Annotated in this window: 18 protein-coding genes; 8 read left to right on the top strand and 10 right to left on the bottom strand. The window is 68.3% G+C overall.

Going from position 1 to position 24142, the window contains the following annotated elements; translation table 11 throughout:
• The first annotated feature begins 13 nt into the window (after positions 1–13).
• Complete coding sequence (locus IFSED24_RS00720; protein WP_491333309.1) at positions 14–1501, top strand: carboxypeptidase M32; 1488 nt, start codon at positions 14–16, stop codon at positions 1499–1501.
• A gap of 259 nt (positions 1502–1760) precedes the next feature.
• Complete coding sequence (locus IFSED24_RS00715; RefSeq protein WP_491335082.1) at positions 1761–2834, top strand: DNA topoisomerase IV subunit A; 1074 nt, start codon at positions 1761–1763, stop codon at positions 2832–2834.
• Between the two features lie 78 nt (positions 2835–2912).
• On the opposite strand, the gene IFSED24_RS00710 is transcribed toward IFSED24_RS00715, so the two are convergent.
• Both IFSED24_RS00710 and IFSED24_RS00705 read right to left on the bottom strand, forming a co-directional pair.
• The gene (locus tag IFSED24_RS00710) at positions 2913–3716 is read right to left on the bottom strand and encodes a DUF4397 domain-containing protein (protein ID WP_491333308.1); all 804 of its coding nucleotides are present in this window, start codon (positions 3714–3716) and stop codon (positions 2913–2915) included.
• Between the two features lie 219 nt (positions 3717–3935).
• On the bottom strand, positions 3936–4874 hold the full coding sequence (locus IFSED24_RS00705; RefSeq protein WP_491333307.1) for a MerR family transcriptional regulator: 939 nt from the start codon (positions 4872–4874) through the stop codon (positions 3936–3938).
• Positions 4875–5074: 200 nt separating this feature from the next.
• Here IFSED24_RS00705 and IFSED24_RS00700 point away from each other — a divergent pair, with 200 nt between their 5' ends.
• A complete protein-coding gene (locus IFSED24_RS00700) occupies positions 5075–5728 on the top strand; it encodes an NUDIX domain-containing protein (protein ID WP_491333306.1) in 654 nt (217 codons plus the stop codon).
• A 127-nt stretch (positions 5729–5855) separates the two neighbouring features.
• Positions 5856–6824, top strand: coding sequence for a malate dehydrogenase (locus IFSED24_RS00695; protein ID WP_491333305.1), 969 nt, complete (start codon positions 5856–5858; stop codon positions 6822–6824).
• Between the two features lie 94 nt (positions 6825–6918).
• Here the strand turns inward: IFSED24_RS00695 and IFSED24_RS00690 are convergent, their stop codons facing one another.
• On the bottom strand, positions 6919–7446 hold the full coding sequence (locus IFSED24_RS00690; RefSeq protein ID WP_491333304.1) for a hypothetical protein: 528 nt from the start codon (positions 7444–7446) through the stop codon (positions 6919–6921).
• Between the two features lie 201 nt (positions 7447–7647).
• On the opposite strand from IFSED24_RS00690, the gene IFSED24_RS00685 reads away from it, so the two are divergent.
• Positions 7648–10248, top strand: coding sequence for a M14 family zinc carboxypeptidase (locus tag IFSED24_RS00685; protein ID WP_491333303.1), 2601 nt, complete (start codon positions 7648–7650; stop codon positions 10246–10248).
• 83 nt (positions 10249–10331) lie between these two features.
• On the opposite strand, the gene IFSED24_RS00680 is transcribed toward IFSED24_RS00685, so the two are convergent.
• From IFSED24_RS00680 to IFSED24_RS00650, 7 genes are all read right to left on the bottom strand, one after another.
• On the bottom strand, positions 10332–11330 hold the full coding sequence (locus IFSED24_RS00680) for a potassium channel beta subunit family protein (RefSeq protein WP_491333302.1): 999 nt from the start codon (positions 11328–11330) through the stop codon (positions 10332–10334).
• A gap of 72 nt (positions 11331–11402) precedes the next feature.
• Complete coding sequence (locus IFSED24_RS00675) at positions 11403–11981, bottom strand: YceI family protein (RefSeq protein ID WP_491333301.1); 579 nt, start codon at positions 11979–11981, stop codon at positions 11403–11405.
• A 20-nt stretch (positions 11982–12001) separates the two neighbouring features.
• A complete protein-coding gene (locus IFSED24_RS00670; RefSeq protein WP_491333300.1) occupies positions 12002–12238 on the bottom strand; it encodes a CDGSH iron-sulfur domain-containing protein in 237 nt (78 codons plus the stop codon).
• Between the two features lie 134 nt (positions 12239–12372).
• Entirely contained in the window at positions 12373–15285 is a 2913-nt protein-coding gene (locus IFSED24_RS00665) for an ATP-binding protein (protein ID WP_491333299.1), read from the bottom strand.
• 146 nt (positions 15286–15431) lie between these two features.
• Positions 15432–16313, bottom strand: a complete 882-nt coding sequence (locus tag IFSED24_RS00660; RefSeq protein WP_491333298.1) for a CPBP family intramembrane glutamic endopeptidase — start codon at positions 16311–16313, stop codon at positions 15432–15434.
• The gene (locus tag IFSED24_RS00655; protein WP_491333297.1) at positions 16306–18327 is read right to left on the bottom strand and encodes a S9 family peptidase; all 2022 of its coding nucleotides are present in this window, start codon (positions 18325–18327) and stop codon (positions 16306–16308) included. Before IFSED24_RS00655 ends, IFSED24_RS00660 begins: the two co-directional genes overlap by 8 nt.
• Positions 18328–18356: 29 nt before the next feature.
• Entirely contained in the window at positions 18357–19157 is an 801-nt protein-coding gene (locus IFSED24_RS00650) for a cobalamin-binding protein (RefSeq protein ID WP_491333296.1), read from the bottom strand.
• A 334-nt stretch (positions 19158–19491) separates the two neighbouring features.
• On the opposite strand from IFSED24_RS00650, the gene IFSED24_RS00645 reads away from it, so the two are divergent.
• The 3 genes from IFSED24_RS00645 to IFSED24_RS00635 are packed head-to-tail and all read left to right on the top strand — an operon-like array spanning position 19492 to position 24139.
• Positions 19492–21027, top strand: coding sequence for an ABC transporter substrate-binding protein (locus IFSED24_RS00645; RefSeq protein WP_491333295.1), 1536 nt, complete (start codon positions 19492–19494; stop codon positions 21025–21027).
• Positions 21024–22778 carry an ATP-binding protein gene (locus tag IFSED24_RS00640; protein ID WP_491333294.1) on the top strand — a complete coding sequence of 585 codons (1755 nt, stop codon included), beginning with the start codon at positions 21024–21026 and terminating at the stop codon, positions 22776–22778. Before IFSED24_RS00645 ends, IFSED24_RS00640 begins: the two co-directional genes overlap by 4 nt.
• A complete protein-coding gene (locus IFSED24_RS00635; protein ID WP_491333293.1) occupies positions 22775–24139 on the top strand; it encodes a sigma-54-dependent transcriptional regulator in 1365 nt (454 codons plus the stop codon). The genes IFSED24_RS00640 and IFSED24_RS00635 overlap by 4 nt, the downstream gene beginning before the upstream one ends.
• Positions 24140–24142: the final 3 nt, after the last annotated feature.

Raw genomic sequence — 24142 nt, 5'->3', positions numbered from 1 at the left:
GCGCGGAGTAGGCATGCCCAACACGTATGAAGAGTTCGTCTCCCACCTGGCGACCCTCCACCGCCTCGGCGGCATCATGGGCCTGCTGAGCTGGGACCAGGAAGTGACCATGCCGTCGGGCGCCGCACGCACGCGGGCGAACCAGCGCGCCGCCCTGGCCACGGTGATCCACGCCAAGCTGGTGTCACCCGAGCTGGGCTCGCTCCTCGACGATCTCGGCGACGGCCAGCAACTCGACGCCACCGCCCGCGCCAACATCCGCGAGACGCGCCGGGTGCGCGACCGTGCCGTGCGGCTGCCGGCGGCGCTGGTCACCGAGCTGGCCCAGACCGCAGCACTGTCCCAGGGCGAGTGGATCCAGGCCCGCGAGCAGAACGACTGGGAACGCTTCGCCCCCCATCTCGAGCACCTGGTGGCCCTCAAGCGTCGGGAGGCCGCCGCCGTCGGCATCGGCGACGAGCCCTACGACGCCCTCCTCGACGAATTCGAACCCGGGGCCCGCTGCGCCGAGATCCTGCCGATCTTCACCCGGCTGCGCGCCGCCCTGGGCGATCTGCTGACCAGGATCGACGCCACCATCCAGGGCCCCCCGCTGGCGGGCTCGTTCCCGCTGGACCGCCAGGAAGCGCTCTGTCGCCGGGTCCTGGACCTGATGGGCTTCGATCCGGCCAAGGGCCGCCTGGATCGTTCCACCCATCCCTTCACCGAGTCGCTCGGGCGCGGTGACATCCGCCTGACCACCCGCTACGACGAGGCCGATCTGCTCTCGGGCCTGTCCTCGGTCATGCACGAGGCCGGGCACGCGCTCTACGAGCAGGGGCTGCCCGCCGACTGCGCCGAGGCCCCGGCCGGCCAGGCCACCAGCCTGGGCATCCACGAATCGCAATCGCGGCTCTGGGAGAACCACGTGGGCCGCAGCCTGCCCTTCTGCCGCTGGCTGGCCCCCGTCCTGCGCGAGACCTTCGCCGAGATCCTGACCGACCTCGATGCCGAGGCGCTCTACCGCGCGGTCAACATCGTCCGCCCCTCGCCCATCCGCACCGAGGCCGACGAGGTCACCTACAACCTGCACATCGTGTTGCGGCTCGAGATCGAGCGCGGGCTGATCAACGGCGAGATCGAGGCCGCCGACGTCCCCGAGAGGTGGCGCCGCCTCGCCGCCGAGTATCTCGGGCTCGAGATCGTCGACCATCGCCGCGGCGCCCTGCAGGACATCCACTGGTCCACCGGCAGCTTCGGCTACTTCCCCACCTACACCCTGGGCAACCTCTACGCGGCCATGTTCTGGAGCACGGCCAGCGCCACCTTGCCCGGACTCGCAGCCCAGCTGGCAGCCGGCGATTTCCAGCCGCTCTTGAGCTGGCTGCGCGAGCACATCCACCGTCGTGGCAGTATCGTCACGGCGGGCGAGCTCTGCCGCGAGGCCACCGGTCACGACCTCCACGCCGAACCCTTCGTGACCTACCTGGAAACCAAGTTCGGCACGCTCTACGACCTCTAGCCGGCGGCGCAATCCGCCCGAGGACGGACCCTTGGCCAAACGCAAGACCACCAAGAAGACGGGCAAGACCACCAGCAAGCGCGCTTCCGGGCGCGAGAATGTGCCTGCCCAGGGCGAGCTGAGCTTCGGTGCCCCGCGCCAGGACTCGGTTCCGGCCCCGACCCCGGCGGCCCCGGCGGCCCCGGCAGCCTCGAAGCCCCCGACCGAGGCTGCCGCCACGCCCGCGCGCCGCGAATCCTCCCCGCCGTCCTTCCGGCCGGTGGCGCGCAAGATCCGCAGCGAGGCAGGCCTGATCCACCAGAGCATCCTGCTGGGCGAGAAGCCCTGCATGAAGTTCCCGCTGCGCTCGCTCAACAACGTGAGCTACGACCCGCGCACCGGGTATTTCAAGCTCAAGGGCAAGCGCAAGGAGCGCACGCTCACGGTCTCGACGGTCAAGACCTTCGCCCAGACCCTGAAGATGATGGCGCTCGCCAAGGAACTGGTGGAGACCGACGACATCGCCACCAAGCGAGAGGCCTACTACGTCTCCAAGAACTGGCAGGACGCCCGCTTCAAGGAGCAGCCGGAATCGGACACGGTGATGGAGGACGTGGAGGCCTTCTTCGGCGTCAATCGCGAGCAGCTGGGCTTCGTGCCCGAGGAGAAGGGCGGCGACGTCGCGGGTCAGCTCGTGGTCATCGACAAGGACCAGGAGACCGGCGACCCCCTGGAGATCGACTGCACCAAGTTCGGCAGCGGCGCCTACTCGGTGCCGGTGTCGGTGGAGGAGCTGGGCTTCGAGACCGACGCCCAGTTCATCCTCTGCATCGAGACCGCCGGCATGTTCCAGCGCCTGGTCAAGCACAAGTACTGGAAGACGGCGGGCTGCATCCTGGTGAGCATGGGCGGCGTGCCCACGCGCTCGTGCCGGCGCTTCGTCCGGCGGCTGGCCGACGACAAGGGGCTGCCGGTCTACGTCTTCGTCGACGGCGACCCCTACGGCTACTCCAACATCTACCGCACGCTGAAGGTCGGTTCGGGCAACGCGGCGCACCTCAACGAGTTCTTCTGCGTGCCCCAGGCCCACCTGCTGGGCATCACGCCCCAGGACATCATCGAGTACGAGTTGCCCACGCACCCTTTGAAGGAGGTCGACATCAAGCGCGCCAAGGACGCGCTCAAGAACGACCCCTTCATCCTGCACTACAAGGCCTGGCAGAAGGCCCTCGAGCAGATGATCAAGATGGGAGTGCGCGCCGAGCAGCAGGCCCTGGCCAAGCACGGGCTCAACTACGTGATCGACGAGTACCTGCCGCGGAAACTTTCGCAGGTCGGCGCGTTCCTGCCCTGATCCCGGGTCGCCAGGCCTGGACAGAAAGAAGCCGCGCTCCCGAGGGAGCGCGGCTTTCATTCCGGGGCGGAATGTCGACTAGTCGAAGAGGTTCTTCACGCCGGTCCAGCTGGTGTTCTCGGTGGACACGGTGGCCTCGTTGAGCTCGATCACCGTGCCGTCGGCCAGAGCCACGTAGAGACCGAAACCGGGCAGGGTGGGACGGCTGTCGCCGGCGAGGAACCCGCTGGCGAAGACCACGGCACCGGCACCATCGAGGGCCGAGAGCGGCGCGTCGTAAGCCGCGACCACGGCGTCGTTGTCGTTGCCCAGGGTGACCTCGATGACGAGATCCACCGCGGGAGCGCTGAGGTAACCGTCAGAGAACATGCTGTAGGTCAGATCGTCGACGAGAATATCCCCACCCATGACCTGGACATCCACCGTGGGCGCATCCGGAGCGCCGTGGTAGGCCAGCAGCGCGACCCAGCCAGCGGACGCGGAGGTGGTCAAGGGGGAGAAGATCTTCAGGGTGAACGCGGTGTCCTCGCCCTCGGGATTGCCGGGCAGGCTCATGTCCAGCACGCCCGTGGCCATGACCAGGTAGCTGCCGCCATCCTCGAGCACGACGGGGAAGGTGGCGAGGATGTCATCGGGACCGGAGCTGTTGCCGGGAGCCACGCCGATGCGCAGCTCGACGCCGGCGGGGAGCTCGAGAACGGGCGTGGCGGCCCGGAAGGCGAAGTCGGGAATGGCCGGGTCCATGCCCTCGTTGATGTAGATGTCCACGCTGGCGGCAGCGGGATCGGGAGAGTTGTGGATGACCTGGACGCTGGCGGTCTGGGCCATGGCGAGGCCGGAGAAGGCCATCAGGGCCACGGCGATGGTCGTTAGCTTGCGCATTTCGGATCCCCTTTATGCTGTCGGTCTCCAGGACCTTGGTTTCTCATTCTTGCGGCAACGCCAGTGTCGTGGCTGCCACATCTCGCTGTCGACAAGAGGTAGGATAACCTAGATCCGATTTATGTCAAGGACAAATCATGGACAATAATGTAAATAATGGACAAAAAAACGAGCCCCCCGACGGGGACCCGTAAAATCGGCCTCAACGTCCATTGAAAGTCAAGTCTGCTTCACCGCCAGGATGCCCGCCAATTCATCGAGGTCCCTGGCGAATCGGACCCCCGAGGCCGCCAGTTCCTCGTGGATCCCGGCCACCGCCCGGCCGCCGGCCACCAGCGGGAGGTCCGGCCCCACCAGTTGACGCAGGCGCCGGATCTCGTCCAGCAGCTTCACGTCCCCCAGCGGATAGACCAGGCTCAGGAGCACCGTGGTCGCCCCGGAGGCCTCGACCGCCGCGGCGATCTCCTCGGCCGGCAGGTCCGCGCCGAGATAGACCACCTGCCAGCCGACATCGGCCGCGACACCGGCCGCCAGCAGCGCCCCCAGTTCATGATGCTGCCCCGCCGGGGTGGCGACCACCAGGGAGGGGGCGCCGGGCCCCAGCTCGGAGCGCCGCCACATGGACCAGAGGAAGGAACGCAGCACGGCCGTACCCAGATGCTCGTGCACCACCCGCCAGACACCCTCCTGCCAGCGCTGCCCCATCATCACGATGAGCGGCACGATCACCTCGTTCCGCAGGCGCGGTCGGCTGAGGGCCACGGAAGCCGCGTCCAGGGCCCGCTCGAGCTCCCGACGATCGAGGCGTTCCAGGGCGGCCACGCAGGCGGCCAGGTGCCCGCCTCCCGCCAGCTTCGGCGAGACCCGCGCCGGCGCCACCGCCTCGCTGGCATCCTCGTCGGCCAAGTTCTGCAGCTCGGCCAGCTCCAGCCGGGCCACGTCGCTGATGCGGCGCCCGCCATCGACCAGCTGCTTCAGGACACGGAGCTTGGCCACGTGATCCTCGGTGTAGAGGCGTCGCCCGGTGGCCGTCCGCAGCGGCACCACCGCCTCGTAGCGCTTCTCCCAGGCCCGGAGGATGTCCTGGGTCAATCCGGTCCGGCGCACCACCACGCTGATCGGCAGACCGTCGCTGGGTTTCTCGATTCCTCGCTGCACTGTTCAACCTCTTCCGGTGGCAACCGACACCGCTTCCCAGAACTGGGCACCAGCACCCGGACAACGGTAATTCTGATTCATCTATATATCTTTTGTCCAGGCTTTGTCAATATAAAATCGCGGTCGCCAGGGTGTGCTTGGGTCTCGGGCCCTCGCGTGCTAACTTCCCCGGACCACCTGCAGCCCCAAGAGGAGAGACCATGCGCGCCATCCTGGTCATCGATCGTCGACACCTGTTCCCCGGCCTCAGTCCCCAGGGCTTCCTGCCACCTGCGACGGTGGACCTCGGCGAACTGGCACCTCACCTCTTCTTCGCCGAACGCGAATTCATGGAGCACTGTTCGCACTACAAGCAGATCATCCCCTATCTGGTGTTGACCCGTGGCCAGGATGCCGAGCGACGCGTCCTGGCCTACCAGCGCCGGGCGAAGCATACCGAGCAGCGCCTGGGGAGCCTCTGGTCCGTGGGTTTCGGTGGCCATATCGAGCCCCTGGACCGTGAGGACCGCGACGTGGCAGTGCACGGTCTGATCCAGGCCTCGGCCCGCCGGGAACTCGCAGAGGAGACCGGCCTGGATCCCGCGCGGATCACGCTCGAGGCTGCCGGATTCATCAATAGCGACCGGGAGGACGTGTCCAGCGTCCACTTCGGGGTGGTGTTCCGGGTGAACCTGGACGCCTTGCCGGGATCCGACGAGGAACTGCTGCACACGGTCAGTGACCAGGCCGAGCCCCATCAGGCACGCTGGCTGGCCGCGCAGGACCTGCCCCGGCAACTCGGTGCCGAACGAGGACCGGACGGAGGCACGTTCGAGGACTGGTCGCGGATCGCCATCGAGGGCGGCGCGGTCTGAGGCCACCGCCAGCGCGCCCCCCGCACTCCGGTTGCCGGCATTCAAAACCGCCTTACATTGCTCTGGATGCCCGGTTACGCTGGTCCCTGGCGCTGGTCTTCGGCGCCAAGTCGCGGAGGAGTTTCACATGATCAACAAGATTGCCATCATCGGCGGCGGCAACATCGGAGGCGTGTGTGCGGCCGAGGCCGCCTCGCGGAGGCTGGCTCGCGAGGTCGCGCTGGTCGACGTGAAGCCCCCGGAGTTCGCCAAGGGCAAGTGCCTGGACATCGCCGAGGGTACGCCCGTCATCGGGGTCGACACGGTGCTCGAGGGCAGCAAGGGCTACGAGGTCATGGCCGGGGCCGATTTCGTCATCAATACCGCCGGGGTCCCCCGCACCATGCGCCCGGACGGCACCTTCCCCAGTCGCGAGGAACTGCTGGCCACGAACCTGAAGATCACCGACGCCGTGGCCGGCGGCATCCGCGAATATTGCCCCGGCGCCTTCGTGGTCTCGGTGGCCAACCCCCTCGACGCCATCGTCTACCGCCTGCATCAGCAGCTCAAGGACCTCATCCCAACCAAGAAGATCATGGGCATGGCTGGGGTCCTGGATTCGGCGCGGTACAAGTACTTCGTCGCCCAGGCCGCGGGCGTGTCGGTGGAGAATGTCGAGGCCGTGGTGCTCGGCGGACATGGCGACACCATGGTGCCCATCCGCAGCGCCTGCCGGATCTACGGGCTGCCGGTCACCGAGTTCATCGACGAGGGAGACCTCGAGGCCATCGAGACCCGGGTCCGCAAGGCGGGCGGCGAGGTGGTCAGCCTGCTCGGTAGCGGCTCGGCGTTCGTCTCGCCGGCCTGGTCGGCGCTGGACATGATCGAGTGCATCGCCTACGACAAGCGCAAGATCACCCCGGTCTGCGCGCTCCTCGAGGGCCAGTACGGAGTCGACAACCTCTTCGTGGGCGTCCCGGTCATCCTGGGCAAGAACGGCATCGAGAAGATCATCGAGATCGAGTTGACCGGCGCCGAGAAGGATGCGCTGAGCAATTCCGTCGCCGCCGTGGCCAAGACCTGCGGCGAGGTGGACAAGATGTCCGCCGAGGCCTGACCCGGACCACACGGTTTCCGGACGCAGGAGGCCCCCGTCGCCGGACGGGGGCCTCGCTGATACAGGGGGACCGCGCGATTATCCCGCCGCGGACTCAGAATCCGATCACGACACTGATCTCGGGATAGACCTGATCCTTGTCGGCGAATCCTTCGCTATTGAGGCGATGCTCGTAGACGCCGCCGACGCCGAGCCAGGTCCGCCCCTGGGCCAGGTACACGCCGAAACGGCCGCCGATGTGCTGGACATCGTCGTAGCCGTCGCCGATCCAGGTCTGGCGATAGAAACCCGAGACGTAGGGCTTGACCTTGGGCACCTGCCAGAACACGTAGCCCAGCCAGGGGCTCAGCTTGTTGTACGAAGGACTGCCGCCGAGCCAGGTCTCGTAGTCGAGGCCGGCACCCAGGCCGTCGATGAAGTAGTAGCCGGCCCCGATGCCCAGCAGGAAGTAGCTCTCGCCGCCGCTGCTGGCGTAGCCGCCGACGACCTTGCCGTTCACCTTGCCCTTGCCGAAGATGCCCTTGCTGGCCGTGACGCTCCCGGCGCTGGCGGCCCCGGCCGCGAGCAAGGACAGAGCCAGCACCAGGACCAGGAATCGCTGTCCGTTTGCAAACCGAGTCATGGAGATCCCTCCGGGATGTTGAGTGGTTGCCCGCCACCATACTGACACCTGCTGCATCTGCCAACCGGGGAATGACCCATTATGTCACAAAAGCGGGATTCTTGCGCATTTGAGTCTGATCCCGATTCCTGGTAAGATTATCGGTGCTCTGACATCCACGGCGAACATGTCGCCGCTTCTTGGTCCCATCCGGAGGATCCCATGCGTTTCATCCAGCGCCTCACCGTCGGCCTCGCACTGCTGGCCGTCATCCTGGTCGGTACGGCTGCCGCTGGCGACTACTCCCTGACCCGGGTCTGGTTCGACGGCGCCGACGGCGCCGCCTTCCTGCGCGCCCACCCCGAACTCGACGTGGTCCAGGTCAAACCCGGACTCGGCGCCGACATCGTGACCACCCCCAAGACCCTGGCGATCCTCGAGGAGAGCGGGCTGCGGCTGGAGAAGGTCCACGAGGACCTCGAGGCCCATTACGCCTCCCGGGTGGTCAACAAGGACACCAACTTCGGCGGCTGGCACACCTACAGCGAGAACATCGCCTACCTGGACAGCCTGCGCACCGAGTACCCCACGCTGATCAGCGAGAAGTTCTCCATCGGCACCACGCACGAGATGCGCCACATCTGGTGCGTGCGCCTGTCCGACAACCCGGACGTGGACGAGAGCGGCGAGCCCGAGATCCTGCTCGACACCATGCACCACGCCCGCGAGATCATGTCGGGCGAATTCGGCATCCTCTGGGCCGACTACCTCTGCTCGAACTACGGCACCGACCCCGTGGTGACCTGGCTCATGGACAACCGCGAGCTGTACCTCGTCTCCATCGTCAATCCCGACGGCGTGGTCTACAACGAGCAGACCAACCCCAACGGCGGCGGCATGTGGCGGAAGAACCGGCGCTACAACAGCCCCGGCGTCTACGGCGTCGACCCCAACCGCAACTACCCCTACGAGTGGGGCGGCTCGGGCAGCAGCCCCGACCCCAACAGCGAGACCTACCGCGGTCCTTCCCCCGGCAGCGAGCCCGAGGTCACGGCGCTGATGAACTTCGTCAACAGCCGCGAGTTCGTCACGCATCAGACGCTGCACACCTACAGCAACGTGACCATCCACCCCTGGGGCTACACCGAGGCGCCGAGTCCGGATCATGACCTCTTCCAGCACATGGGCGAGATGATGACCCGCTACAACGGCTACGATTACGGCTACGTGGGCGACATGCTGGGCTACACGGTGGACGGCGTGACCTTCGACTGGACGTACGGCGCCACCGACGAGCATGCCAAGATCTACACCGTGAGCAACGAGATCGGCGGCGGCAGCGACGGCTTCTGGCCCAGCTTCAGCCGTCGCGACGAGCTCTTCGCCGACAACATCTGGCCCATGCTCTACCTGATGATGGCCGCCGGAGCGTTCCCGGACGTGCAGTTCGGCGCCGTGGCCGACGCCGCCGGCGAACTGCTCGAGCCCGGCGATGCCGGCCGCCTCTCGCTGGCCGTGATCAACCAGGGTCTGACCGAGGCCCTGGACGGCCTCAGCCTGACCGTCTCCTGCAACGACCCCTACATCCAGTTCACCGACGCGGTGCGCAACATCGGCACCCTGGCCCCCATGGCCGACGTCGCGGTGGAGCCCGACCTGCCCTTCCTCGTCGATGCGGCGTGCCCCGACGGCCACCTGGTCAACGTCACGGTCACCGCCAGCTTCGATGGCGGCAGCTTCGACTACCCCGTGAGCTTCATGGTGGGCCAGCCCAACGCACTGTTCTTCGACGACTTCTCGGCGGGTCTCGGCAACTGGACCTTCGACGGCGGCCAGTGGGGCCTGACCTCCACCGCCCACTCGGCCCCCTACGCGCTCACCGACTCCCCCAGCGGCGAGTACGGCGACTACTGGAACGCCACCGCCACCATCAACGGTTCCTTCACCGCCAGCCGGCTCGTCTTCTGGCATCGCTACGACATCGAGGACGGTTACGACTACGGCCGCGTCCAGGTGTCGACCAACGGCAGTACCTGGCAGACCCTGGTGAGCTACGACGGCACCCAGAACTCATGGCAGGAGGTGGAGCTGGACCTGAGCCAGTTCGCCGGCCAGAACCTGCAGGTGCGCTTCCTCCTCGACACCGACACCTATGTCACCGAGGACGGCTGGTACATCGACGACGTCATGCTCCTCGGCGCCGGCACCGACAACCTGACCCCCGACGCGCCCCCGCTGCTGGCTCCGGCCGACGGCGCCACCATCAACGGCGCGGTGGCCCTCACCGTGGGCAACGTCACCGACCCCGAGGGCGACGAGGTGACCTACGGCTTCCGCATCTACGCCGACGAGCTGCTGACCCAGGTCGCCGCCGGCGCCGACGGCGTGCCCGCCGGCGACGCCGAGGAGACCACCTGGACCGCCCCCGCCCTCGCCGAGGGCACCTACTGGTGGCGCGCCTACGCCGCCGACAGCGAGGAGCGCGGCGAGCTGGGCGAAGTGCGCAGCTTCACCGTGGGCACCACCACCGGCGTGGACGACGTGGTCCTCGGCGGTCCCCGCCTGCTGGTGCTGGGCCAGGGCAACGACCACGCCGAGCTGCAGCTCTCGGTCCCCCGCGCCAGCGACGTGACCGTGAAGATCTACAACGCCCGTGGCCAGCTGGTGCGCGACCTCTTCGGCGGCAGCGTCGCAGCCGGCGACCGGGTCCTGGTCTGGGACGGCCGCGACGGCGCCGGCCGCCGCACCGCCTCGGGCGTGTATTTCGTCCGCGCCGAGACCGGCCACGAGATCCTCAACAGCCGCGTGGTGATGGTGCGCTAGGCAGCGCCACCTGGTATGACAGCGAAGGCCCCGTCCACCCGAGGACGGGGCCTTCGTTCGGCACAGCAGCGCCGGCACCGCTGTTACATGGTCCGCCAGTCCGCCGCCTGCCCCGGCTTGTTGTCCAGGATTTCCTCGATGCGGGCCATGACCTCGTCGGTGAGCTTGGGCAGGACCGCGAGCGCCCCCATGTTCTCGGTCACCTGCTCGGGCCGCGAGGCGCCGGTGATGGCCGTGGAGACGTGGGGGTTCTTCAGGCACCAGGCCAGCGCCAGCTGGGAGGCCGTGCAACCCAGATCCCCCGCCAGCGCACCGATCTGCCCGGCCACCTTGAGCTTCCACTGCCCCTTCTCGCCCTCGAGGATCCGCTTGAGCCAGGTGTACTTCTCGTGGCCCAGGCGACTGTCGGCCGGCACGCCGTCGTTGTACTTGCCGCTGAGGATGCCGCTGGCCAGGGGCGACCAGATGGTGGTGCCCAGGCCGAGATCGCGGTACAGCGGCGCATACTCGGCCTCCACCCGCTCGCGGGTCAGCATGTTGTACTGTGGCTGCTCCATGACCGGTCGGACGAGGTTCAGGCGGCGGGCGATCTCGTCGGCGTGGCGGATCTGCTCGGCCGACCATTCGCTGGTTCCCCAGTAGAAGGCCATGCCGCTGGTGACCACGTCGCTCATGGCGCGCACGGTCTCCTCGATGGGCGTGTGCAGGTCGGGTCGATGGCAGAAGACCAGGTCGACGTAGTCGAGGTCGAGGCGCTCGAGCGACGCGGCCATGCCCTCGAAGATGTGCTTGCGCGAGAGGCCGCGGTCGTTGGGTCCGCTGCCGCCCCAGAAGATCTTGGTGGAGATCACCAGGTCGCTCCGCTGCCAGCCGGCGCGCTGCAGGACCTTGCCCATGATGACCTCCGACTCGCCCTGGGCGTAGGCCTCGGCGTTGTCGAAGAAATTGACCCCGGCGTCGTAGGCCGCGGTCATGCAAGCATAGGCCGTGTCCTCGTCGAACTGATCGCCGAAGGTGACCCAGCTGCCGTAGCTCAGCGCCGAGACACGCAGGCCGCTGCGGCCCAGATGACGGTACTCCATCGTGATTCCTCCTGCCTCGAATGATGACGGCCCCGCAGCGACGGGGCCGTCTGGATTGCTTGGTCGCGGCCCCTACTGCTGCAGGATGCCCTCGATCTCCAGCTCGATCTCGATCTTGTCGCCCACCACCAGGCCACCGTTGTCCATGGCCTTGGACCATTCCATGCCGAAATCCTTGCGGTTGATCTCGCCGCGCGCCTCCCAGCCAACCCGGGTGTTGCCCCAGGGGTCGGTCACCTGGCCGTTGAACTCGAGTTCGAGCTCCACGGTTTTGGTCACTCCGAGCATGGTCAGGTCGCCGACCAGGATGTAATCGTCGCCATCGGCGCGGACCGCCGTGGAGGTGAAGGTCATGGTGGGATGCTGGGCGACCGCGAAGAAGTCGTCGCTGCGCAGATGCTCGTCGCGCTTCTCGTCCGCGGTGAACACCGAGGCTGTCTGGATCTCGGCCTGCACCGACCACGCCGCGGGCTTGCCCTCTGCGTACTCGAAGGTCCCGCCGAACTCGCCGAAGCTCCCGCGAACGTTGCTGACCATCATGTGCTTGACCTTGAAACCGACGGAACTGTGACTCTGATCGATACTGAAGGTGGCTGCCTGGGCGCTGGCCACGAGGGCCAGGCTCAGGACCAGCGACAACGTCTTGCGCATGGTTTCAACACTCCTGGATTCTAGAGATCGCGATGGGATCCATCGCAACTCGGTTGGGAGCCGCTCCGCTTGCACTGGCAGAACGCCAGCTTGCAATCCTCGGCCACCTCTACCTTTTCCGGTCGGAACTCTGTGCCCTTGTGCGAACCGTCGCAGAAGGGCTGGCCGGCCGAGGCCCCACAGGTGCAATACCAGTAGGTACCGGCCGCGACTTCGAGCACGATCGGCTTCTTGGCGGCGATCCTCGGTTCGGACATCACGACTCTCCCATCGTCCAAAGGGCTGCTCGCCGGCCGTTCTCGGAACACCCGGCATTACTTGACTCAATTTGTCAATATAGCGGGAAAGGCGTGATCCGCATCAGTCGTGGGCTGCTGGTGGTCAGAAGCCGCTAGGCGAGAGCCACCGGCCGCGCCGCCGAGGCCACCACCCTGGCCAGCTCGGCCTTGCGGATGGGCTTGGTCAGGAACCCGTCCATGCCGGCCGCCAGGCACTCCTGCTGGTGCCGATCCATGGCGTTGGCGGTGAGCGCCACCACCGGCAGGTCGGCCAGCCAGCCGCCCATCCGGCGCAAGCGTCGCGTGGTCTCGGGGCCATCCATGCCCGGCATCATGTAGTCCATGAGCACCAGATCGACCTCGATCTCCCCGAGCATGTCCAGCGCCTGCTGGCCGTGGTCGGCCATGAAGATCTCGCAGTCCAGCGACGCGAGCAGCCGTCGGGCCACGGCCTGGTTCATGAGGTTGTCCTCCACCACCAGCACGCGGCAGCCCGCCGGCACCTCGGGCAGCGGCGTCTCGGCCAGCTGCGGCCTGGCCACCACCTCGCGGGCGACCTGGCAATCGGTGACGGTCATGGGGACCTCGAGGGTGAACACCGATCCGGCGCCCGGTTCGCTGGCCGCCGTGAGCGTTCCGCCCATGAGGTCTGCCAGACTCCGACAGATGGCCAGTCCCAGGCCCGTGCCGCCGTAGTTGCGCGTGGTCGAGGCATCGGCCTGGGTGAAGCTCTCGAAGACGGTCTCGAGCTTGTCCCGGGCGATGCCGATCCCCGTGTCCTGGACCGCGAAACGGATCCAGAGCCTGGGATCGCCACCCGAGGGCCCCACGGGCTGGACGCGGAGGGTCACCGTCCCTTCCGCCGTGAACTTGAGGGCGTTGCCCAGCAGGTTGGTGAGGATCTGGCTCAACCGGATCTCGTCGCCCAGGACCTCCTGCGGCAGGTCGGGATCCAGATCCAGGACCAGGTCCAGCCCCTTCTCCTGCGCCCTGGTGCGGAACATCCCGAGGGTGTTGGTGAGCAGGGACGGCAGGTCCAGGTCCAGCTCCTGGATCTGGACCTTGCCCGACTCGATGCGCGCGAGGTCGAGGACATCGTTGATCACGTTGAGCAGGACGTCGCCCGAGTGGCGGATCATGTTGAGGCACTCGCGCTGCTCGGCGGAGGGGTCGAGATCGAAGAGGTGCTCCGAGAGGCCCATGACGCAGTTGAGCGGGGTGCGGATCTCGTGGCTCATGTTGGCCAGGAACTGGCTCTTGGCCTCGCTGCTCGCCCGGGCTTCGGCCATGGCCTCCTGGAGCGACGTCTCGGCCCGATAGCGTCCATAGGCGGCGGACATGACCTCGGCCACCACCCGCAGGAGGTGGATCTCCAGGTTGTCCCAGACCTTGTGCGGCCGACGGCTGTGGACGCCGATACAGCCCCAGAGCTCACCCTGGTCGAACACGGGCACCAGGATCAGCGAACTGAGCTCCACCGAGTTCCAGACGAAGGTCTGTCCCTGGGTGCCCTGCAGGTCCTGGCGCAGGTTGTTGATGAACACCGGCTGATCCTGCTCGAGGCGGGGGATGGCATCGCCGAACACCGATTCGGTCACCATCTCCGGCACCCGCGGCCCGCCCGGTCGGGCCGCGAAAGCGATGATCCGGACCACGCCCTGGCCCTCGCGACGACAGAGCAGGCCGGCGTCGGCCCGGCAGAAGTCCGCCACCTGTCCCAGGGCCTTCTCGAGATCGGAACCGAACTTTTCGTGCCGGCCGCGGGCGAGCATGCGCAGGATGCTGGTCTGGGTGCGCTCTGCCACCAGGCCCCGGGCCAGGTTGAGCTCCGCCTGGTGCTGCTCGGTCATGTCCTGGCCCATGGTCAAGCGCTGGACCGGACCACCGGACATGGAGCGGAACAGTCGATGATTCACCAGGAGCGCGCGCTTCTCACCGTGACGGTCGGTGACCTCGACGCAATGTTCACCCGCCGGGACCGCCTGGCCAACCTCGGGTCGTGTGTCCAGGTCCTGCTGGTAGCCCTCGTTGAGCCAGGCCGGTAGCGCGGATCCGCAGGTCGCGGTGCCCTGCTCCAGTTCGCCGACGGTCGTGTTGCAGAAGCGCGCCAGCGTGGCATTGACCAGGTCCACCCGATCGTTCTCGTCGCGGACGGCCACCAGGAAGGGGATGTTGTCGATGATGGCGTGCAGGAACCGCTTCTCGCGTTCCTGCCCCACGGCGAAGGCGCCCAGGACCAGATCGAGACACAGGCCGAGCAAGGGCATGGTCGATGCCAGCCAGCGGAGCAGGTCGCCGATCTCCTCGCCGCCGGCGAGAGATCCCTGACGGCCGGATTCCACGTAGAGCACGCTGGCGAGATACAGTCCCAGCGCCGTGACCACGGAGAGGCCCAGGAATCGGGGCTGCCCGTCCTCGTTCCGGCCCGACCAGCCCACCACCGCGAGCAGGCAAACCCACGCCCCGACCAGCGGCGCCAGCGAATGGATCCCCTGGGGAGGGGTCAGATCGCTGCGCGAAGTCAGGTACTGCGACATCATCAGCAGTAGTCCGATAACGTTGAGCGCACAGAGCGCACGGCGTGCACCAAGGCGACGACGCCCATGCGCGACCATGACCCCCACGACCACCATCAGCGCCAGATGGACCCGCGACCAGGAATCGGTCTGAGCCCGGAACGTCATCGGGTTGCCGGGCAGATCCAGGCCGGTCGCCGGGACCCAGGAGATGGCGACCAGCATGGTGGCCCAGGCGATGGTCAAGCTGAGCAGGAGCGTGAAGCGCGAGCCGATGGCGCGGTAACCGGCTGTCGCCAGCAACGCCAGCGAGAGCCCGACACCGACCAGGGGCAGGTCGAGGCGCAGCAACCCCGGCCCGGTGTGCAAGGCGGCCAGATGAGCACCTGCGCCCCCTTCGGCCACGGACGCGAAGACGAACCCGAGGCGCGTCAATCCCAGGGGGACGAGCGCCGCCACCAGGGGCATCAGGAGGAGGAACCATTCCGGGCGCCAACGACGTTCGTTCATGGAGTACGCGATCCCGATCAGTGCTTCGCGGACCGATCCCGATCCGCTCCGATCCTCTCGCTGATTCTATCGTCACCTCGGGAGCGTACCTGAGCCTCTAAAACCAATTAAGTAAAACCCTTGCAGCTTTCTGCGGTCACGTCCGGTCATCCCGGATGCCACCCCCAGCCGGGATACCACCGGTTGGCGATCCAGTAGAACAGGATGGTGTCGATCAGGAGGTGCAGGATCACCACGTAGAGCAGCGAGCGCGTGCTGTGGTAGGTGAAACCCTGGATGATGGCGAAGACGAAGATGACCACGGGACCCCAGCCCACGAAGGCCATCTCGTGCAGGAAGCTCGTGAAGAAGACCGCCTGCGCCACCACCGCCTCGCGAAAACCGACGCGCCGGGCCAGCAGCACGAAGACGAAGTTCACGAAGCAGAGCTCGTCCCAGAACCCGACGAAGTTGCAACCCCAGAACAATCGCCACATCTCGGCAGGGCGCGCGGGGTCGTCCACGGGCGGCAGCGGCCAGCTCTGGTGCAGCGTGGGCGTCCAGGAGTTGAAGTACCAGCCCAGGATCACGTAGGCCAGCGTGAACCCCCCCAGCAGCCACGCCCACATCCGCAGCGACCAGCGTCCGCTCACCCACTGGTAATCGAGCGGTTCGCCCAGCCAGTGCCGGGCGGCCAGCGCCGGCACGACCAGCGCTCCGATCCCGAGCTTGACCACCAGTTCGACGACATGCGCGTCGCCCGTGTCGCCGTCGATGCGCGTGAAGAACAGCAGGATGATCAGGTAGGCCAGCAGCACGCTGGTCTTCCACCAGCGCCGATCCGGATCGCCGTGGGCCAGGATCAGACCTGGCAGCATGGTGGCCAGGGCGAGCCAGGGCCAGGGGATACCCAGGTAATAGGGATGCGATTTCAGGCCGATGGCCAGGACCATGCTGGCCGCCAGCAACCAGAGCGACCACCGGCGCGGCGCGGGCACCGGTGCCTCGGGACTCGTGGGCGCCCGCCAGCGGGACGCTCGCTCAGTCATGCGCCGCCGCCTCCAGCACGTAGCGTTCGAACCAGATCAGCAACTGCTCGAGGTAGAACACCTGGTTCGCCCGGCCGCGCAGGCCGTGGCCCTCGTCGTGGAACCGCAGCAAGCGTGCTGGGACCCCCTGGGCCCGCAGGGCCGAGTACCAGGCTACCGAGCCGTCCTGAGGGCAGCGGAAATCCTGCAGCCCATGACTGATCAAGGTCGGCGTCCGCACCTTGGCCACGTCGCGGAAGGGATTGTTGCGGCGGTAGACCGCGGCGGCGTCGGGATCGAAGGGGCGGCCACCGAACTCCCATTCGGGAAACCATTTCTCGTCGGTGGCGCCCCAGAACATCTCGGTCTGCGGGTACATGCGATCCACCGCTGCGGCACGGAAACGGTCGCCCTGCGTGGTGAGCGCCGCAGCCAGGTGTCCACCATAGCTGCCCCCCATCACCGCGAGCATCCGGTCGTCGCTCCAGCCCTCGGCCACGGCGTGGTCGATCACGGCGAGCAGTTCCCGACCAGGCCGCCCCGTCCAGTCGCCCCGGACGGCGTCCATGAATGCCTGGCCATAGCCCGTGGACCCCGTGGGGTTGGCGGCCAGCACGGCATAGCCGAAGGCGGGCAGGACATGGAATTCCGGTAGGAAGTAGCCGCCGTACATCCACTTGGGCCCGCCGTGGATCGAGAGCACCGTGGGCAGGCGCTGGCCCGGCACATGGTCCTCGGGCAGGAAGGCCCAGCCCTCGATCAGGAGCCCCTCTACCTCGACCTCGAAGTGCTCGGGCTCCACCAGCCCCACTCGCGCCGACCAGCGCGCATTGGGATCGAACAGCGTGGTGATCTCGCCGGACGCCAGATCGAGCTCGAAGAGCGCCCCGGGCGAGGTCTGGCTGTTGGCCCAGAACACAGCTCGCTCGCCGCCGAAGCGGATATCCCAGCAATTCCAGCCCGGCGGGGTCAGCTGACGGCCCCCGTTCTGCTCGGTCAGGAAGATGGCCGCCGTTCCACGCCGGGCGCCGCGGAAGTACTGGTGACCGGCATGGAACCAGGCGCCCCAGACGCAGTTGTCGAAATCCTGCAGCAGCCGCCCACGTTCCTCGCCGGACTCGGCGTCACGGACCACGAGGTGGGCCGGCTCGCTCTCGTGCAGGCTGTCGGCATGGCTCTGGCAGACGATGGTATCCGGGTCGAACCAGAGCGGGTTGGTGTCCGGGCCGGGATTCCGCGTCAGGCGCCGCGCCCTGCCTCCCGTGCGATCCAGCACGTACAGCTCGGTGTTCAGCGTACGACCCAGATGGCGCTGTGGCTTGGCGCTGACCACGAGCCGGGTCCCGGCCGGCGACCAGGCCACCTCGCGGACATCGAGCTCGGGCGTGGGCAGCGCTCGATCCTCGCCGGTCCGCAGATCGACGATGTGGAGCTGTCGTAGCATCCCCTCGCGCTCGCCCAGCCCGAGGTGCCGCCACCCGAGATCGTCGGCCACGGTCACCACTCCAGGGATGCCGGCGTACTCGGGGGCCCGGTCGCTGATGATGTGGGCCAGTTCGCCGCCGGCGGGCGACCAGACCAGCTCACCGAACCGTCCGGGCCCGGCCACGCGCCGCCGCCGGGTACCGTCGGCGGCCATGAGCCAGACCTCGGTCCCCGCGTCGGTGCGCCGTGTGAAGGCCAGTTCGCGACCATCGGGGGCGAACACGAACCCGGCGGCCTGATCGTCCGGCGTGAAGAGCACCTGTTGCGTTCCCGTCTCCAGGTCGCGCAGATGGACGGTTGTCCGCTCCCCACCGCTTTCACGATCGTGGATGCTCACGGTGTAGACGAGGAGGCGACCGTCCGGCGAGAGGGCACCGAGGCCGCAGGTGCGCATGTCGAGCAGGTCGGCGGGGACCAGCGCCGGCGCCGGAGCCACCATCGTCAGGATGAGCAGGGCCAGACTGGAGGTGACGAACAGACGCATGGTGTGGTTGTCCTCCGACGGCATGGCGGCGGTTCCGCCCACGGGATGAAGCAGGTCGTCGGTCATGTTAGAGCCGACCGCCGTCCGCTGGCAAGTCAGGCTTCGGTTGCCGCGACCGTGGCCGCCACGGCAGACTGGATCGCTGCCACTCCATCGGTCAGAGCTGCAGGTCCTGGTTGCAGGATGATCTCCGAGGGGATCTCCACGAGCCGATCCTCGCGGACGCAGGTCACCGAGTCCCAGCCGGAACGCCGGCGCACCGTGCCGGCGTTGAACCTGGCTCCGCACCAGGAAGCCAGCATGAGTTCGGGGTCGCGGCTGCGGACCGTGTCCCAGTCGGTGGTGCGGTCCTGGGCACGCACTCCGCCGCGGTGCTCGGGGAACAGCTCCTGGCCGCCCGCCAGCTCCACCAGCTCGGCCACCCAGCCGATGGCCGTGATGCACGGCTTGGGCCACTCCTCGAAGTAGACCCGCGGCCGGCGCACCAGGGTGCGGGCACGCTGACGCACGGCTTCGAGATTGGCCGCCAGTTCATCGGCATAGGCCCTGCCGTCGACATCGCGGCCCACCAGACGGGCGGTGCTCTCGACCACCGCGAGGATGTCGGCCACCGAACGCTGGTTGAAGACCGCCACGTTCAGGCCGCGACGCAGAAGATCCGCGGCCAGGTCTGCCTGCAGGTCGCTGAACCCGAGGACCAGGTCGGGCCGGAGCTCCTCGATCCGGGAGGTGTCGGCGCGCAGGAACTGGGAGACCTGTTCCTTCTCGTCGCGGGCCCGGGGCGGTCGGCAGGTGTACTCGGTGATGCCGACGATGCGGTCCTCCTCGCCGAGGTGGTAGAGGATCTCGGTGTATTCCTCGCTGAGGCAGACGATGCGTTCAGGAAGCCGGCCCATTCCATTCTCCTGGTTGTGCCATCGAGATTGTGTCCGGTCCGCGGTTTGCAGATCACCATCAACAGCGGTCGCGAAACACGATAACAGGGGACGCACGGAGCCCCGCAAGGTCAGGATGTCAACCCTGGTTCACATGACAACAAACCCTCATGATGAGATACGGCCACCAGCAGGATCGAGGAATGCGACGCGTTCCTCTCGCGTCAGGGAAAGGAGCCCGAAAACCACGTAAACCGTCCCGGATCGACCGCATTCGCCGGCCAGGCCGGAGACACAATCTCCCGGGCACAAGCTTCGGCTTTACGATGGGGGGGCTGGGCGGTAGCCTCCTGCCATGAGACAGACACGCGCATTCCCCCGCCTCGCCACCCTCCTGCTAGCAGGATTGCTGGCAGGGTGCAGCGGAGAGAAGCCCCCGGCCAGCAGCGACCCCGACCTCGCCAGCGGCCCCTCCCGGCCTGGCGTCACGCCGCAAGCCGGCTGGCCCACGCTGGCCGCCTGCAGCCCCCTGGCCGGATCGGCGCTGCCCGGGGGCGACCTGGTGCTCGTCCTGGGCGGGGCCGTGTCGCCGGAGCACGCCCCGTTGCCGGTGAACGAGAGCGAACGGACCGTCTTCGCCAACCTCTACGAGACCCTCACCACCGTGGCCTGCACCGGTGAGTTGCTGCCCGCCCTGGCGCTGGACTGGGAGCGCCTCGACCACGGTCGCCGCTGGCGTCTGCGTCTGCGTGACGATGCCGTGTTCTGGGATGGCTCGCCGGTGACCGCGTTCGCCGTGGTCCAAGCCTGGCGACGCAACGAACGTCTGGCCAGCGCCCTGGGCCAGCCTTGCCCCGGGCTCTGGCTCGCCACGGGCAGTCGCGGTCTGCTGGCGGTGGACGCCAGAACCCTGGAGATCCGCCTCGCCGAGCCCCAGGATGATCTCCCGCGGCTGCTGGCGCATCCAGCCCTGGCGGTGGCGGCGCTGCGGGAAGGCTGGCTCTGGCCCGTGGGCAGCGGCCCCTGCCGGCTGGCGGCCGACACCGATCGACCGCTGCCGGACCTGGTGTGTCAGCCCAACCTGCACCATCCCGACCGACCGGCCTGGCGCTCGTTCACCTTCCGCGTCAAGGCGAACCACGATCCGCGCGATCTGCTCGATCCCCACAGCGATGTGGCACTGATCAGGGACCAGCGCGCCGGGCTCTACTATGCCCGGTTGCCCGGCGTCTTCACGGCTCCCCTGCCCTGGAACCGGCTCTATGCCCTGCTCCTGCCGCCAGAGACCGACATCGCCATCGATCCTGGCGGCTTGCTGACTCCCGAAGGGGTCACCCCCGCCGAGAGCAGGGCCACCGACAGCCTCCTGATGCACGGGTGCTCGTCCGCACCCTGTCCCCAGCTCCAGGGCCCCACCGTGGGTCTGATGGCGCCCCCCCAGGACGTCGACCCCGCCCTCGAGGCCATGCGACGACGCCGTCTCTTCTTCCCGGTCGGCGACCCCGATGCCGCCGCCCTCGCGCAGCGGATCGCGGTCTTCCTGCAGCCCGACATCGAGGCGTACGGCGCCGGCCAGCTCGAACTCGCCCAGGCCCTGCAACAAGGCTCGGCCAGCGGCTTCGTGGTCGGTCTGGATGCCGGGCATCCCACGGCGTGCCACGCCCTGGCCACCCTGCTGGCGCGGGCGGACTGGCTCCAGCACGAGGTCGCCGAAGAGCGCGATCCCTGTCGAGCCGCGACCTGGCTGGTGCAGGAGGAGCTGGCGATGCCGCTGGTGGAAACGCGTGCGCGGCTGGTCTGGCGCGGCGAACTGGCGGGCCTGCGTCTGGCTCATGACGGAGCCCTGCTGGTGTCGCAGCTGGGTGTCGCTGCGCCGGCGGTCGCGCCGTGAGCACGCGCTGGCGCATCTTCCTGGCCGCGGTGGTCTTGATCGTCTTGCCGCTGGGCGGGACCAGCTGGGTGTTGCGGCAGCGCGTGACCCGGCAGTACGAGCACGAGTACACGCGTCGGGCCAGTGGCCAGCTCACCGCCGCGATCAGCAGCCTGCAGTCGCGCGGGCAAAGGATCGCGGGCACCCTGCAGGGCGTCGTCGAAGCCATGGTCGACGACAACCGGCTGCGCTGGGCCATCGTCGACGAACGCGAGGACCAGAAGCCCTATCTCAGAGACGTCGCCGGTCATGCCAGGCGCCTCGGCGGCCTCGACATCCTCCAGCTCCAGGACGGTGACGGGGTCATCCTCAGCTCGGGACATTACCGCAACGAGTTCGGCCGGCGGGAACCCGAACTGCCCGGGCTGCTCGCCCAGGCCACCTGGTCCCGGGCCTTCACCATGAGCGGCGACCTGGCTCTGGTGCGCGACCAGTTGCCCGCAGCCGGAGTGCTGGCCCTCGAAGTGGTGGTCCCCTTCTCCCTGGGCAACCGGCCGTTCACGCTCGTCGGCGGCGAGCTGCTGGCGTTCCCGGATCTGGCGGACCTGGGCACCGGACAGGCCGACCTGGACATCATCACCGCCACCGGACCACTGGGCAACACCGCCTGGTATCGGCAGCACCTGCCCGCCTTCGACGCCTGGAGCGACACGCCTGGTCTGACCGCGGCGCTCACCGCTGGCGGCTTCCTGGTGCGCACCGAGACCGTGCCCCTGATCGACGGCGGCGAGCTGCTGGCGGCCACCCTGGTCGCCAGGGTGAGCACCGCCCCGCTGGAACGCACGCTCCAGGAACTGGAGCTCACCCTGACCGTCGCCTTCGTGGTGGCGCTGGCCGGCGCCTTCCTGCTGGCGGCCTGGCTGAGCGCCCGCCTCTCCCGACCCCTGAGCGACCTCGCCGCCGGGGCCGCCCGCGTCGACCTCGACGACCCCGCCGCCGACTTCCCCACCGACCGTCGCGACGAGGTCGGCCAGCTTTCGCGCATCCTCGCCGCCATGGTGGCCCGCTTGCGCCAGGATGCCCGCCGCCTCGCCGACGCCGAACACCGGGCCACCCTGGGCGAGGTGGCCCGGCAGGTGAACCACGACCTGCGCAACGGCATCACCCCGGTCCGCAACGTCCTGCGCCACCTGGGCGAGACCGCGCGACGGGAGCCTGATCGCCTGGTCGAGATCTTCCAGGGGCGCGAGGCCACCCTCACCGATAGCCTCGCTTTCCTCGAGGAACTGGCCGGCCGCTACGCTCGCCTGGCGCCGCCACCGAGACACAGCCGCTGCGATGTGGCCGCCATCGCACGCGAACTCGCTCAGACCCTGGCCGAAGCCACCGTCACCGCCGACCCCGACGCCCCCGCGGTGCTCATCGACCCCCTCAGCCTGCGCCGCATCCTCGGCAACCTCCTGCGCAATGCCCGGGAAGCCTTGCCTCCCACCGGCAGTCGCATCATCGTGAGGGTCAGCGGTGAAGACGATCCCGACCTCGGCCGCCAGTGCGTCCTGGCCATCGAAGACGACGGCTGCGGCATGCCTGCCGAGGTCCAGGCCAGGATCTTCGAGGACTTCTTCACCACCAAGGAAGGCGGGACCGGGCTGGGCCTCAGCAATGTGCGCCGCCTGGCCGGCGACGCCGGCGGCCGGCTGCACGTGGATAGCGCCCCGGGCCGCGGCACCACCATCACTCTGACCTTCCCCGCAGCGGAGGCCGACGCATGAGCCTGGTCCTGATCGTCGACGACATCGCCGCCATGCGCGAGCAGTACGCCTACGACCTGCAACGGCTGGGGGGCCACGAGACCCTCACCGCCGAGGGCGGCACCACCGCCCTCGACCTGCTCGCCGCCGAGCCGGTGGACTGCGTGATCCTGGACCTGGAGATGCCCGACCTCGACGGCTTCCAGGTCCTGGCCGAGATGAAGCGCCGTGCCGACCGGACGCCGGTGATCGTCTACACCGGCACCGGCTCCTACGACCGCTGCGTGCGCGCGGTGAAGCTGGGCGCCTACACCTTCCTCGCCAAGGACGAACCGCTCGAGCGTGTGGTCCAGGAGGTGGACAACGCCATCCAGTGGGCGCGGCTGCGCGACGAGGTCCGCAAGCTCCGCCGCGACGCGGGCCAGGACTCGCCGCTGATCGGCGACAGCCGCGCCATGTGCGACCTGCGCGAGGGGATCGATCAGCTCGCCGCCATCCCCAGCGCCGTCCTCGTCCTGGGCGAGAGCGGCACGGGCAAGGAACTGGTGGCGCGCCAGCTCCACGACCGCGGCCCCCGCGCCCGCCAGCCGTTCGTGACGGTCAACGGCGCCGCGCTGCCCGAGAACCTGGCAGAGAGCGAGCTCTTCGGCCACGAGAAGGGCGCCTTCACCGGTGCCGACCGCACGCGCCGCGGCGCCTTCGAGGCCGCGCACCGGGGCACGCTCTTCCTGGACGAGGTGGGCGAGCTGCCCCTGCCGGCGCAGGCCAAGCTGCTGCGCGTGCTGGAGACGGGCACGGTCACCCGCGTGGGCAGTACCCGTGAGCTGCCCGTGGACGTGCGCATGGTTGCCGCCACCAATCGCGACCTCGACGCCGAGGTCGCCGCTGGACGCTTCCGCGAGGATCTGCTCTATCGCCTCAACGTCCACGTCCTGCGCGTGCCGCCGTTGCGTGAGCGGCTGAGCGACATCCCGCTCCTGGTCCAGCATTTCCTGGTGCTCGTGGCCGAGCGCTTCGGCCAGCGGCCGCGCTCGGCGTCGCCGGACGTCCTCGAGTGCCTCGGCGGCTACGATTGGCGACGCAACAACGTGCGCGAGCTGCGCAACGTGGTCGAGCGCATGGTCATCGCGTCCCGCTGCGAGGTCATCGGCCCGGACGCCGTGCCCGCGGACATCGGTCCGGTCGCGGCGCTCCCCGCCGCCGACCGCTGGCAACCCAGCGCCGGCACCCTCAAGGACCAGAAGGCAGCGGCCGAACGCGCCATCGTGCTGGCCGCGCTGGAGCGCCAGGACTGGCACATCACCCGCACCGCTCAGGATCTGGGCCTCGCCGACCACAGCTCGCTGCTCAAGGTCATGCGGCGCCACGGACTGAAGAGGTGAGCG

The sequence above is a fragment of the Candidatus Latescibacter sp. IFSED24 genome (assembly GCF_058273205.1).
The sequence above is the reverse complement of the archived record's forward strand: the minus strand, read 5'-3'. Positions and strand labels throughout refer to the sequence as shown.